12 protein-coding genes are annotated in these 13,582 nt (G+C 39.6%); 8 read left to right on the top strand and 4 right to left on the bottom strand.

Features of this window, described 5'->3' with window-relative positions:
• From KKA81_04695 to KKA81_04680, 4 genes are all read right to left on the bottom strand, one after another.
• A partial coding sequence (locus KKA81_04695; protein MBU2650212.1) for a YebC/PmpR family DNA-binding transcriptional regulator occupies positions 1-389 on the bottom strand: 389 nt, incomplete at its 3' end.
• A 127-nt stretch (positions 390-516) separates the two neighbouring features.
• A complete protein-coding gene (locus KKA81_04690; GenBank protein ID MBU2650211.1) occupies positions 517-1,509 on the bottom strand; it encodes a PorT family protein in 993 nt (330 codons plus the stop codon).
• Positions 1,510-1,596: 87 nt separating this feature from the next.
• The gene (locus KKA81_04685) at positions 1,597-2,682 is read right to left on the bottom strand and encodes a hypothetical protein (GenBank protein ID MBU2650210.1); all 1,086 of its coding nucleotides are present in this window, start codon (positions 2,680-2,682) and stop codon (positions 1,597-1,599) included.
• A 2-nt stretch (positions 2,683-2,684) separates the two neighbouring features.
• A complete protein-coding gene (locus tag KKA81_04680) occupies positions 2,685-3,170 on the bottom strand; it encodes an RNA polymerase sigma factor (protein ID MBU2650209.1) in 486 nt (161 codons plus the stop codon).
• A gap of 456 nt (positions 3,171-3,626) precedes the next feature.
• On the opposite strand from KKA81_04680, the gene KKA81_04675 reads away from it, so the two are divergent.
• From KKA81_04675 to KKA81_04640, 8 genes are all read left to right on the top strand, one after another.
• Complete coding sequence (locus KKA81_04675; protein ID MBU2650208.1) at positions 3,627-4,787, top strand: PAS domain-containing sensor histidine kinase; 1,161 nt, start codon at positions 3,627-3,629, stop codon at positions 4,785-4,787.
• Positions 4,768-5,889: a response regulator gene (locus KKA81_04670; protein ID MBU2650207.1), complete on the top strand. Its 1,122-nt coding sequence runs from the start codon at positions 4,768-4,770 to the stop codon at positions 5,887-5,889. The genes KKA81_04675 and KKA81_04670 overlap by 20 nt, the downstream gene beginning before the upstream one ends.
• Positions 5,890-6,024: 135 nt before the next feature.
• Entirely contained in the window at positions 6,025-6,483 is a 459-nt protein-coding gene (locus KKA81_04665; protein ID MBU2650206.1) for a response regulator, read from the top strand.
• Between the two features lie 146 nt (positions 6,484-6,629).
• The gene (locus tag KKA81_04660; protein ID MBU2650205.1) at positions 6,630-7,349 is read left to right on the top strand and encodes a hypothetical protein; all 720 of its coding nucleotides are present in this window, start codon (positions 6,630-6,632) and stop codon (positions 7,347-7,349) included.
• A 485-nt stretch (positions 7,350-7,834) separates the two neighbouring features.
• The gene (locus KKA81_04655) at positions 7,835-9,550 is read left to right on the top strand and encodes a hypothetical protein (GenBank protein MBU2650204.1); all 1,716 of its coding nucleotides are present in this window, start codon (positions 7,835-7,837) and stop codon (positions 9,548-9,550) included.
• Positions 9,551-9,928: 378 nt separating this feature from the next.
• Complete coding sequence (locus KKA81_04650; GenBank protein ID MBU2650203.1) at positions 9,929-11,647, top strand: hypothetical protein; 1,719 nt, start codon at positions 9,929-9,931, stop codon at positions 11,645-11,647.
• Between the two features lie 175 nt (positions 11,648-11,822).
• The gene (locus tag KKA81_04645; protein MBU2650202.1) at positions 11,823-12,884 is read left to right on the top strand and encodes a hypothetical protein; all 1,062 of its coding nucleotides are present in this window, start codon (positions 11,823-11,825) and stop codon (positions 12,882-12,884) included.
• Positions 12,885-12,948: 64 nt separating this feature from the next.
• A complete protein-coding gene (locus KKA81_04640; GenBank protein ID MBU2650201.1) occupies positions 12,949-13,515 on the top strand; it encodes a hypothetical protein in 567 nt (188 codons plus the stop codon).
• Positions 13,516-13,582: the final 67 nt, after the last annotated feature.

Raw genomic sequence — 13,582 nt, 5'->3', positions numbered from 1 at the left:
CTAAGCGACCCGTTTGTACCCAGGTTCCCTCCGTATTTGTTGAATATGGCTCTTATGTTACTTACGGTGCGTTGCAGGTTGTCCGTGGTACATTCAACATATACGGCAATACCGTTGGGAAGATACCCTTCATAGGTTGTCTCCACGAAATCTGAACCGTCTTTTTCCTTTCCGGCATTGATCGCGCGTATGATGTTGTCCTTGGGCATGCTGGCCCCTTTGGCATTGGATATGGCCAATCGCAGCCTTGGATTGCCTTCCGGGTCAGGCCCGCCTTCTTTGACTGCTATCCTTATATCTTTGATGATCCTGGAGAAGATCTTGGACCGCTTTGCATCCAACGCTCCTTTCTTTCTTTTAATCGTTGACCATTTATTATGACCTGACATGGGATTTGTGTTTAATTGGTTGCGAATCTTTTAATTAAAAATCGAAATCAATGGGCAAAATTAATAAAAAAGAGACTGCCATTTGCAACGGCAGTCTCTAAAAAAAAGTAACGGTTCAGGTGTATCTTTACCAGCCAACCAAAGACAATCCTACTTCAAAGGGGTACAACTCGGGACCTTTATTTTCCCGGAAAAGCGTTGTAAATGAATAATTGGCAAAAAGATTCACAAAACCCCATCCAACTCTTACTGTCCCTGAAAGCTTGAACGGATTCAGATGAAAATCATCAAAGTCTTTTGAAATGGAAGTGCCCGGAGAGGTCGCTTTCCATTTATCTTCATATTTATCCGTATCTGGGTTGTACCAGGTCAGATAGTATTCTTTGTTGAATTCCTCAAAATATTTCTTGGTATGAGAGGAAAACCGGATTCCAAATACAACACCTGCACCGAAATGGAAACTGTTTGCCTTACAGTATTCATTGGTCTGCCATTCGAAGATAAGCGGAATGGTAAGATAGTTGATTACAAGTTTGGATTTTCTCTCAGATACACCCCTGTCTATATATCCAACCAGGGTCGATGAATCGGATGTTAACGTTGTCTGTTCCCGGAATCGGTAATTATGTGAACTAAACCCGATACCGGTCAGAAATCCGAATTTCTTGTTTTTTGTAAGCGCAAAATTCTGATCCCAGATATTCATATTTACCACCAGTGATTTTTCCATCCTGAGATCCAGATATTCATATTCCTTCGGAAAATCCATATTGTAATCTTTTGTCAGGAAACCGTTCACACCCAGTTCAACCCCGGCCCAATGACCGTTGAATTTCTGACGGCAGCATTTCCGGTATTTGACGTTCCCATCTTCGTCGACAATGATCTTGTGCCTCCCAACCGTGACCTGGGTGGAATCGTCTTCAATTACCTCAACAACCAGACCGGCAACCTTCACTTCGGTCGTATCGTTGTGAGCACTGCTTTCCACTTTGGCGGCTTCCTTAGTCTTTTCTTTTGTGCTTGGTTTGTCCGTTTCCTGGGCGTAGGAGCCGGTAACCGTCCATATGCAAATGATCATACTTGCAAATAAGATTCTTGCTATTCTCTTCCTTAACATGGTTGTAGTGTTTTAAAGTTCGACTTTTTGTGTTGAGACGTTTACTGTATTTTTTTTGTTACAGCAGGAAGGATTCTTTTTTACCGGTCAGGGGGTTAACGCAATATTAATCTCATCTCTTTCCTGGATGGTTATAAAGCGGGTTTTACCATTTTTATTAACCTCGCGGACCAGCTCATAGTCATTATTGGTTAAAAAGTTATAACCCTTGATGCCACTTTCTGCCACATCCCAGAATGTGATCTTTTCCTTGTCATCAAAGTCTATTATCTCTTTTGCCGGATCGAGTCTGTTTGAGATTTTCCCGCTGAGATTCCTTAGTATCTTCCCAACCAGGGTTTTGGATTTTGGGTTTTCATTTGTTTGGACATTATTTGAGGAAATATCCGTATCCATGGCCAGAAGTTGATCAGCAGAAAGTGTTTTGGCTATTGGCGGCATTGCTGTATGGGGTAATTTGATGCTACTACAGCTTTGGAATTGGATCCTGCTTATGGTGTATCCATTTCTTGCTTCAGGGAGATTTGCTAATTCAATACGGATGGCGGGTGGAGGAGGAGCTATCTGTTCCGAAAGCTCTATGCCTGCGGAAGTTTTAGGATGTAAAACAAAGATATTGTCATTTTGCGTGCGATCAGTATTCTTTTGCCCTGTATGCCAAATCAGAGCTCCTGTTCCTGCCAGTAAAAGAAAAACAGCTGCTATTTTGATAAAATACTTTGTTCCGGCAGAAAAATTTATCATTGCCGCACCCGATGTCTTTTTCAGACTTTTTTTCCCGTGAAAGTGAATCTCAGTTTCCGGTGTGAGTTTAATTTGCCTGAATGAATTGAGTAAAGCGTTTGCTTCGGGATTATTCCCAAGGTATTTCCTGAATTTACCGGTATCGGCAGGTGAGAGCTCATTTTCCAGGAAAGCAATGCAATAAAGGTGAAGATTTTCCTGGTTTATTTCAGCATCCGATGCGATGAATTCAACCTTAAGGCTTTGTTTGAAAGGATACTTGATGTGCTTGTCCGGTTTAAGGATACAGGATCCCATTTTATTCAGTTCCAACTCAAGATCCGGATTTTCAGCGAGGAATAATTGCAATTGAGCAACTTCTTCCTGCGTTAACTGCCCTTCCAGGTAGCTTAGAAAGTGCTCTTCGTAATTATTTCTGCTTATTCTCATTTTCAAACAATCAGTTCGGGTGTTACCAAATATTTTTGCATGGCCATCCTGGCCCGGTATATATACACTTTAACCTGAGATTCAGTGAGATCACAAATGCCGGAGATTTCCTGGTAACTATATCCTTCATAATCTCTTAACAGCAATACCGATCGTTGGATCTCCGGGAGCTTTTCCAGGGCTTTGTTTAAGATTTCCGGTAAATCAAAGCTTTCTGAAGGATCTGCATGTCCTATATCTTTTGAAGCCAAATAGTTGATCGCATGCTTTTCTCTTCGCAGATTATCAATCATGGTATGATAAGCTGTGGAAAATAAATACGTTCTGGCTTTTTCAAACGAAACCTCTCCCGATTTGATCCACAGCTTTTCAAAAGAATCCTGAACAATATCTTTCGATTTATCCTCATTTTTTAAGTTCTTGAGAATAAAACGATAAACACCATCGGCATAAAGTTCCACTATTTTGTTAAACTCCCCTGCGGTCATTTTGCTGGTTTCACCGGAAATCGTTCTTTTTTTTAAGGACGTTTATGTTTCGTGAAAGTTACAAAGAAAAAAGATGATTTCGGATTATCGATAATTGTGCACGAATATTCAACTATAACACTATAATATTCATTTGTTTAATTCCTGACTACTTATATAATTATGGTATAAAAAATGTATATTTGCAAAATGAGTATCAGGAATGATAAATACCAAGTTACCTGTTCTATGTTTACAGGCTGTAGGTTACAGGCTACAGGTAGTGTAGGTGATGAGTGATGAGTTGTCGCTTGCAACCTGTCGCCTGTAACTTTGTGTTAATATTTCCCGATACTTATAATTTGCAATTGTGTTAATCAGGTCATATCTTTTTTTAATTTCTAACGTATAAAGAACTAATTTGGGTAATATGCTTCAAATCAAAAGGCCGATTCCCTTAATCTAAACTAAATCGAATTGCCCGAAAAGTACGCTGAAAATATCAGAAAGAATAAGGATATTGCGGCATTCATTGCCGCAAGCATCAGTGATACCATCTGGATGATACCTTTCGACCCGGCGGAGGAAAGTTTTGTCAGTCAGTCGGTATATCCCTTGCTTGGTTATCAACCTGATGAATTTTTGGTCTTGAATCCTTCACAGGTATTCAATGAAGAATCGCTTGAAATGTTCCGGCAGGTTATTGATTATTTCAGGGAAATACGTTTTCCATTACGAGATAACGGAGAACCACAGAAATATGCCAGGATTTTTGAATTCCGGATGATTCACTCCAGTGCTGAAACTATATGGGTAGAAGCTTCAGTTAATATTTATTGTGCAGCTACAGGAGAGCCTTTAGGTGTTTTAATGGCTTTGAGAGACGTATCCAGGAGGAAGAAACTGGAAGAGGATTACACAAAGCAACTGAACAAGCAGGTCGAGCTAAATAACTTTAAATCACAGGTAATTTCAACTATTTCTCATGAGTTTCGTACTCCTATCTCAGTCATTTATTCTAATCTGCAATTACTGAAAAAATTCAGATATAATTTAGACCAGAGCATTCAGAACGATGCCTTCGAACTTACCACCATGGCAATACATTCTTTATCCAAAACCCTCGACAATCTTGCTTTGTTGAATCAATCCAATAAGGGAGTCCTGGGTTTTGAAATGCAGGATGTTCAGTTGATCATTGAATGTGAAAAAATTGCTACAGAAATTTCTTCCATTCAGCAAAATCAAGGAAGAATTTTAACTAAATTTGACTTTCCTGATATATCGGTTAAAACCGACAACAAATTACTGCATCATATTTTGAGCAATTTGTTGGTTAACGGGCTGAAATTCTCACCGGAAGGGAAACCGGTTGAGTTTACTGTCAGGCAAAATGGGGACCTGGTTGAATTCCGAATAAAGGATGAGGGGATCGGAATTCCTGATGATGAGTTGAGCCAGGTGTTTGAGTCATTTTATCGCGGATCAAACACCCGTGGAATAAAAGGAACCGGTTTGGGATTATCCATCGTTAAAAGATGTGTTGATCTCTTAAAAGGGAATATAAATATTATTAGTAAGTTGGATAAAGGTACCGAAGTAATCGTAAATATACCCTATGAACGATCAGAACAATAAAAAGGTCATTCTTATCATCGAAGATGACCACCATCTGGCAAAAGCCATAAGCAATTTGATCAGAATACAGGAAGTCTATGATGCCTATGTGGCTGAAAATGGTTCCATTGGCATACAGAAAGCTTTTGAACTGGTCCCTGATCTGATCCTTTGCGATATTGGTATGTCAGATATTGACGGATATCAGGTGTTTAAAATCCTTAAGGAGAGCTCCATCACTTCAATGATCCCGTTTATTTTCCTCACAGGCAGGTCTGAACTCGATGATATTCGGCTTGGTTTGCAGCTGGGAGCGGATGATTATATCGTTAAACCTTTTCAGAATGACGAGTTGTTGGGCTCCATAAAAACACGACTTACCAAATACGATAAGTTTTTGGAGATGAGCCGGAAAAACTTTCAGGCCTTGATCAATATTTCTCCAAATGCTATTTTTATACTGAATGAGAATGGTTTTGTGGATGTCAGCCCAAGTTTTAGTAAAATATTCGGGTATCAGAAGGAAGCAATGTTGGGGAAAAACCTGACGGAGATCATCGCTGAAAGCGACCGCGATAAAATTAAAGGTGAATTATCAAAAATTTTAAAAGGGATAGAAGATTCGGTATCTACAAAATGTGTCGTACTGAGCAGGAATAAAGATAGATCTGACAGTAGCATTTTCCTGCAAAAAGGCCTTTCAATTAAAGGAAAACCGAATATAATCGGAGTTTTGGTTGAAGAGAGCGAGAACCATGATAAATCCTCACACCTTCTGAATGAGGATGAAATAAAAAAAGAATTACGCAGAATATCCGATTATCTCAATGAGAATCAGTCTGATGTTTCAGAAGAGCTGGTGAGTCAACTAAAACAGGTCTATCAAAGCTACAGCCAGGCCAATGTATCTAAAGATGAAGAACCTGTTGAACTCTCCAAACGGGAAAAAGAGGTATTGCTGCTTGCATGCAAAGGACACCCCATCAAACAAATTGCCGATGAACTCTTCATTTCCGATCGAACGGTTGAGAAACACAGAGCTAACCTTATGGCTAAAACAAACTCAAAGAATATTGTTGAGGTGATCATTTATGCGATAAAAAACAATCTGATCGAAATTTGATCCCCTTCCTTTCTGCCTTTATAGAGCGTTTCTTTCCAAATCAGTGAAAATACCCATTGCTTTTGCATCGCGGATTGCCTTTTTTTGTAGTGTTTATAAAGAACTGATTTGAATCATCTGACCCAAACCTATAAAATGTCTGATTTCTCTCATAACACACGGAAAAAGGTACTCGTTATCGAGGATGATATAGGTTTGGTAAGAACCTTAAATAATCTTCTCCAGATAGAAGGTTACGATGTTATAACGGCAAGCGATGGTGATGCTGCCATAAGAATTGCTTTTTCGGAAATGCCCGATCTTATTATCTGCGATATTGTGATGACTAAAATCAATGGTTATGATGTGCTTAGGGTTCTGAAAAATGCTACCAAAACATCTCGTATCCCTTTTATTTATCTTACAGGAAAAGTTAAGGAAAAAGAAAAACAATATGGTTTGCAGTTAGGTGCCGATGAATATATGTGTAAACCGTTTGAGTATGATGACCTCCTGGAAACTATTACCCGTCTGCTCAGCCCTCAGGATACACATAAAAGCCAAATATTTAAGCAGTTAGGTGACGGGCCTAAGTTTTCATTTCTCAGCTTTTAATCCCGTTGTTAATAATTATTCTGAAGTTTTTGTCGTAAGTAATTTGAAATTAACTCATTATAAAGGGTGAAAATACTTATTGACAATGTCCTGTTAATTTCTTTTCTTTGTAAATATTTTTATTTAGCCCTGAAAAAAGCGAAAGCATGAAACAGTCTCTATATATATTGATGTTGTTGCCCATGTTTTTTATTTCTATCCATTTACAAGGGCAAAACACTGAAGCTTATAATTCAAACGCTTCTCAGATTGAACAGATACCTTTCTCTCCTTCTATGTCAGATTACTTTTATACCAATTATGATGATAACGGTATTCTGGCTGAAGACAGAAACTATAATGATCCATTTACAGTTGCATTCAAAACCGCCACCACTAAATCTTTGATATCATCCGGAAAGATTCAGCTTGTACCGCAGGATTATAATAGTTTGTCAGCAGGGATCTCTCCTTATAATCCTTTCTTTCCTCTCTACAGCAAAACTTCTTTAGATACTGTTGTACAATTGAATGTTGTTAATGTTTTTGGTTTTTATCTCGATTTGGTAGCGGCTAACCCGGATTCTCTCAATTCGGTTGAAAAAATTTCCAAAGAGCAGAGAGAAAACTATGCAACCCTCAATACTCATATCTTCATCCCCGATGATTTTGAAAGAAACTACGGCAGACCCTATTATGAGATTTTTACCCTTCCTGAAAATTTCTACATGGGATTTAATCTTTATAACCTCCGTAACAATATCACGCTAAACTCCCTTTCCCTTCCTTTAAGCGGAATAACCAGTCTTATGTTCCTGGGAACTGATGCTGCCGGGGTAATGAATGTTAAAGGAAGTTTCAATTCCCTCAGAATCTCCCAAAGATAAAAAGCAAAATAGTGGGGATTTTACCCATTGATTCCGGCTTTTTGATGTAGTACCTTTACCGAGCGATAAATACTGCTTAACCCAACGAACTATGGAAACATCTTTAAAGGTTCTTTGACCCAAAATTAGCGTTCTTAATTTTTAGCGTACATCAATCTTAAATTTTTAGCGTAATAGTATCAAAATGGATCTTTAACATTTTGATTTCTTTAAAGAATGTTTTCATAAATCCAGGAGAGCCACCTTAGGGTGGCTTTCCTTTTTTATACCATATAATATATATAGCAATCTACCGCACCTTCACGCACGGATTTTTTGCTGACTATTTACTGGGTAATTTCCCCACCTCATACCGCTTTTTGTTATTTGCAAAAATGAGTAATTATACCCATTGACCCGGGAGATAACATAGCCGTATATTTGCCTCATGTTTTTATTTAAACTTAATCTAAATAAAATTAAATCTAACTCAAAAATTTAAAATCATGAGAAAAATAGCTTTGACATTAGTAGCAACTCTTGCAGTAAGTTATATCTTCGCTCAGGGGATTGAAAACTGGGGTTTCCAGGACATTCTTGGCGATTATAACTACACTGAAATCGACCAGTATGGTTGGTACAATACTTCCTATCAGGATGTTATCGGTGATTATAACGACGTAATGGTATTCCAGTATGGACCGGGATACGCTAACTTTTCCGATCAGGACGTTTATTACGGTGATTTTAACTATCAGCTTGCAAATCAGGTTGGTACTATAAATTATGCACGTCAGGAAGTGATGTACGGTGATGGTAACGTTCAGTACATTTATCAGTGGTACTTTGATAACGCTGCCAATCAGCACGTATGGTACGGTGATAATAACTATCAGGAAGCCATGCAGTTTGGCGAATCCAATACCTCTTACCAGAGGGTATGGCCCGGTGACTACAACGATCAGTATGTTTACCAGAGCGGATATTACAACTATGCTTTCCAGGATATCTGGGGAAATTCAAACCTTATGATGGCTGACCAGGTTGGTGTGAGCAATTCTTCATACCAGACTGCTCTTTTTGGCAGCGACTTCAATATCGTGAATACCGACCAGTTTGGTCTTGGTAACCTTAACATCCAGGATGTAGTTGGTGATTTTAACTTTGTTAATTCCTATCAGGATGGTGAATACAATCTGAATGACCAGCTGGTGGTTGGTGATGGTAACTACGCCAATACTACCCAGGATTATATGATGGGCCAGGCTTTCTACAATGAGACCTACCACAGGATCTATGGTGATGGTAACTGGGTTAACACCTACCAGACCGGATACAACCCTCCGGCTTACATGCAGCTTTCATACGTTTATGTTGATGGCGACTACAACTGGGTAAACCACTATCAGCAGGGTGCTTACAACGTTGCTGAATCTTATGTCTTCGGTGACTTCAACAGCGCATACATTCACCAGTTGGGTGGTAAGGTTGGAACTCCGGCTTCTGAAAACGAAGCTTTAACCTGGCAGGTTGGTGTTGCCAACTCTGCTCAGATTTATCAGGGTGTTTGGAACTTCCCGCTTTTCCCGGGATGCTGGACCCCGACTATTGCTAAACCCGGCTACGGAAACGACGCTGTTATCGAACAGTATGGATATGCCAACAGCGCTACTATCATGCAGGCTGATGATTTCGAAGGCAGCTGGACATGGTTCAACGACGCTTACATTCTCCAGGTTGGTGATTTCAACACTGCATCCATCTACCAGAATGGTGACGTAAACAACTTCACTACGGTTCAGTATGGTGCTTATAACGACGCTATTTCTTTCGGCCACGGTCTTGAGAACGAAGTTCACATTTTCCAGGATGGTCTTGCTAACGGTGCCTATGTTTTCATCGGCCTCGACAATCCTTTCGGAAACCCCTCCGCATACGAATACTACAGCAACTATGTTGAAGTTAACCAGTACGGTACACTCAACGTTGCCAATGCTTTCATCGTAGGTGATGAGAACACTGTACTCGTTGACCAGTATGGTTATGGAAATATTGCCGGACAGACCCACTCAGCACTGTGCCCCAACGACGCATGGTATGAAGCAGGAATCCGTATCCTTGGTGACTATAACTACGGTGATGTTTTCCAGTACGGTACTATGAACCTTGCTGATATGCAGATCATTGGAAACTTCAATACTGCTTATATCACTCAGTATTAATAATATACGCAAGTAAAAACAAAGGCCATGATCTCTTGATCATGGCTTTTTTATTGGATTTAATAAAGACTCGTTCAGTTCTTTACAATATCTGTATAATATTGGGTAATATTCGTAGGAGATCATTTGCGATTTGACTTATAATGTAAGTATAAGTAATAGGTAATTTCCCCACCCTGTTAACCATTATTTAACAGAAAATCCGAAATTTTTCTTCTTTGCTTTGCATGAATTCGTAATTATACCCATTGACCGAAGTTAATGTCTGCTGTACATTTGCTATATATTAATGGAAAAAGTGTGACATCACTAAACCCTTTATTAGATTACTTTTTTAACCAAATTAAATTTTTTGTCTAACCCAAAATTATGGAAATTATGAAAAAGTTGATTCTTAGTGTTGCCGCGATTTTCATCGCCGGCTTCATCTTTGCCCAAGGTGTTGAAAACTGGGGCTTCCAGGACATCTACGGCAACTACAACTATACTGAGATCGATCAGTATGGTTGGTACAACACCTCTTACCAGGACATTTATGTTGGAGACTGGAACTATGTTGAAGTTTTCCAGTATGGTCCCGGATTCGCTAATTTCTCCGATCAGGACATTTACTACGGTGATGTGAACTACCAGGGTATTTTCCAGGAGGAAGTTTTTAATTATGCTCGCCAGGATATACAGTTTGGTAACATGAATGCACAGTTTATCTGGCAGTGGTACTTTGCAAACGAAGCAAGACAGTATGTATGGTTCGGCAATGAAAACTACCAGCAAGCTATCCAGTTTGGTGAGGAAAATGAATCCTTCCAGAGGGTATGGCCAGGAAACTGGAATGACCAGTATGTATACCAGAGCGGTTTCTACAACTATGCTTTCCAGGATATCTGGGGCAATGGCAACCTTATGATGGCTGATCAGTGGGGAACCGACAACTGGTCCGTACAGCAGGCTCTTTGGGGCAGCGACTATAACTTCGTTAACACCGACCAGATTGGCCTTGGAAACATGAACTGGCAGTATGTTGAAGGTGACTACAACTATGTCAATTCTTTCCAGTTTGGCGAATACAACCTGAATGACCAGGAAGTTTTCGGTAACTTTAACACAGCCCTTACCACCCAGGATTATATGGGAGGCCAGGCTTATTACAACGAAACCTATCACAGAATCTTCGGTGATGGCAACTGGGTAAGTACCTACCAAACCGGTTACAACCCTCCGGCATACATGCAGTATTCATATGTATATGTTCTTGGAGATTACAACTGGGTTAACCACTATCAGCAGGGTGCTTATAACGACGCTATTTCTTATGTATTTGGCGATTTTAATACAGCTTATGTACACCAGATCGGTGGAAAAGTCGGAACCCCGGCTTCAGAGAACGACGCTTTCACATACCAGGTTGGTGTTGGCAACCACGCCGAGATCCTCCAGGGTGTTTGGAACTTCCCGCTCTTCCCGGTTTGCTGGACTCCTACAACTGCTTATCCCGGATACGGAAACGATGCTGAAATCTATCAGTATGGTTTCGCCAACACCGCCAGCATTATGCAGGCTGATGATTTCGAAATGAACTGGACATGGCAGAACTATGCTTTCATCTATCAGGATGGTTGGTTCAACGATGCTCAGATTTACCAGAACGGTGATATCAATGTATTCTACACTGTACAGTACGGTTTTGCCAACGAAGCAATCTCTTTTGCTCATGGTAAAGACAACTATGTTGATATTTTCCAGGATGGAACTGTCAATGAAGCTTATGTTTTCATCGGACTCGACAACTGGTTCAGCAACCCCAGCAATTATGAGTATCAGGGTAACACTGTTACCGTTGATCAGTATGGAGAAGGCAACGTAACCAACTCCTTCATTGTTGGTGATTTCAACACTGTTGATGTAGACCAGATTGGTTACTACAATATCAATGGTTGGACACACACTGCAGGATGCCCCAACGGTGCATGGTTTGAAGCCGGTATCCGTATCATCGGTGACAACAACTACGGTGATGTATTTCAGTTTGGAACTATGAACTGGGCTGATATGCAAATCATTGGTGATTTCAACACCGCTTACATTACACAGTATTAATATTTGTTTTTTCCATGGGGCCTCTCTCCGGAGGTCCCATGGTTATTTTATTTTGAGTAAATAGCCCCCGGGTCTTAAAGGTATTCACAGAATATTTTATTAGAGACACAGGAAAATCAAACAAAGATATTTTTGAATTGTTATAAATTTGGAAATGTAATTAATCCTGCCCATTGTGAGAATTAATTTGCATATAATACTTTTACCGGCACTTGTACTGCTGGGTTTTTCTGTATTAGCGCAGCAGTTGCCAAATCCCTACGCGGAATTTAGTGAGGGAGGCTATTCTCAATATGAGCCCCGGCAATACCAAAAAACTATTCCTTTTTTAACAACTCAACCGGAAAAAGCAGAAACCTTCATTATGCAATATGGCGGTAACCGTCAGGATTTTGTCCAGTTTAACAATACACCCATAAACTCTTATTCCAACACAAGCCATAATGCTGTGCAACAAGCTGGTGATGGCAATGAACTGGTGATTCACCAGAATATTTGGCAGGAAAATACTTCTGAGCCTAAAAATATTATTCAATACGGTAAAAATAATTACGCCAGTTCACAAATATTATCCAATGCGAATGCACTGGATAATTATAAGGAAATTTATCAGTATGGATCCGGCAATATTGCTTCCCAAACAATGGAAGAATTGACCGGCACCAGTTTGTTTATACGGCAGATCAATAATATGACAGGAGAAGGGAATGTGGCTACCCAATATCATCGTGGGGTAGAATCAGGATTCCTGTTTATTGAGCAGATCGGAGATGAAAATTTTGCCAGCCAGGATATTATCAATTACAGCAAATCCATTACCAAACAATATGGTGATAAAAACACCTCAGAAATAAAATCCATTCAGGGTAACCATAATCAGAGCCTGATTATCCAAAACGATAACAACAATGTAGCTATTTTATCCCAGGAATCGTATAATCAACAGGTGATGCTTGTCCAAAAAGACAACGACAACACCGCCAATCTGGAGCAAAGCGGAAAGGGGAACAAAGTTGAGGTCAGTCAATCGAAAAGCAGTGCCCTTAATGTATTTCAGTATGGTGAAGAAAACAATATTTCGGGGATAGGATCGAGTTGGGCAGAATCGCTGAATGGAAGTATCCTGGATGTGGAACAGATTGGTGTCAGAAACGATGTGATTGTGAATCAGAACAAGGCGGGAATGGTGATTTCACAAAAGGGAATCGAAAATTTTAGCAAAATAAACCAGAAATAAATTAAATTTGTTAAACATAAGAACTTAAATCTAGTCACAACAATCTTATTAATAATCTGTACTTATGAAGAGGAGCCTTAAATTAATTATAACGGTGATTATTGTAATTACTGCTTATCCAGCCTTATCACAGGGTGTTCATGAAGAGGAAGTATGGCTGGAGCAACTGATCAGCGAGTATTATTATGACATTCCTTATCAGCAAAGCACCAACAATAAAACTTTGGTGGTTCAGGAGGGATCCCGGAATAGCGTAAAAATTGACCAGATAAATACAGCCGGACAGGGAGAAAATTTGATCTATCTGGTTCAAAGAGGGGATAATAATATTACCAATGCCTGGCAGAAAGGGTCGTCCAATCAATATTCCCTGTACCAGTTAGGTGACAGGAACGAATTGGATCTGTCGATGATTGGAAACTCAAATCAATCGGCTTTATGGCAAAAAGGTGATATGAATAAAGTAACCCAGGATCTTAAAGGAACCGGTATGAATTATATCATCCTGCAGGAGGGTTTTAAAAATGAACTTATCCATGTGGAAGACGGGAGGATAAATCAGGAATACAAGATTTATATGAAGGGAAACGGGATGAAATTGTACATACAGAACAGCAATATTTACCATTAATTTTTTAGATTATTCTTTTTATTATATTTGCAGGCATAAAGTGACCAATCTTATGTCGGATATGCCT

This window comes from Bacteroidota bacterium (genome assembly GCA_018831055.1).
Lineage (GTDB): Bacteria > Bacteroidota > Bacteroidia > Bacteroidales > B18-G4 > M55B132.
Note: the sequence above shows the minus strand (reverse complement) of the source record. Positions and strands in the feature narration are given on the sequence as shown.

What these genes read in the sequence shown, in the direction of transcription:
- KKA81_04685 (MBU2650210.1), bottom strand. Translation starts at nt 2,682, where the DNA reads ATGAGAATAAGCAGAAATAATTACGAAGAGCACTTTCTAAGCTACCTG.
- KKA81_04655 (MBU2650204.1), top strand. Translation starts at nt 7,835, where the DNA reads ATGAGAAAAATAGCTTTGACATTAGTAGCAACTCTTGCAGTAAGTTAT.
- KKA81_04650 (MBU2650203.1), top strand. Translation starts at nt 9,929, where the DNA reads ATGAAAAAGTTGATTCTTAGTGTTGCCGCGATTTTCATCGCCGGCTTC.
- KKA81_04640 (MBU2650201.1), top strand. Translation starts at nt 12,949, where the DNA reads ATGAAGAGGAGCCTTAAATTAATTATAACGGTGATTATTGTAATTACT.
- KKA81_04660 (MBU2650205.1), top strand. Translation starts at nt 6,630, where the DNA reads ATGAAACAGTCTCTATATATATTGATGTTGTTGCCCATGTTTTTTATT.
- KKA81_04670 (MBU2650207.1), top strand. Translation starts at nt 4,768, where the DNA reads ATGAACGATCAGAACAATAAAAAGGTCATTCTTATCATCGAAGATGAC.
- KKA81_04680 (MBU2650209.1), bottom strand. Translation starts at nt 3,170, where the DNA reads ATGACCGCAGGGGAGTTTAACAAAATAGTGGAACTTTATGCCGATGGT.
- KKA81_04690 (MBU2650211.1), bottom strand. Translation starts at nt 1,509, where the DNA reads ATGTTAAGGAAGAGAATAGCAAGAATCTTATTTGCAAGTATGATCATT.
- KKA81_04665 (MBU2650206.1), top strand. Translation starts at nt 6,025, where the DNA reads ATGTCTGATTTCTCTCATAACACACGGAAAAAGGTACTCGTTATCGAG.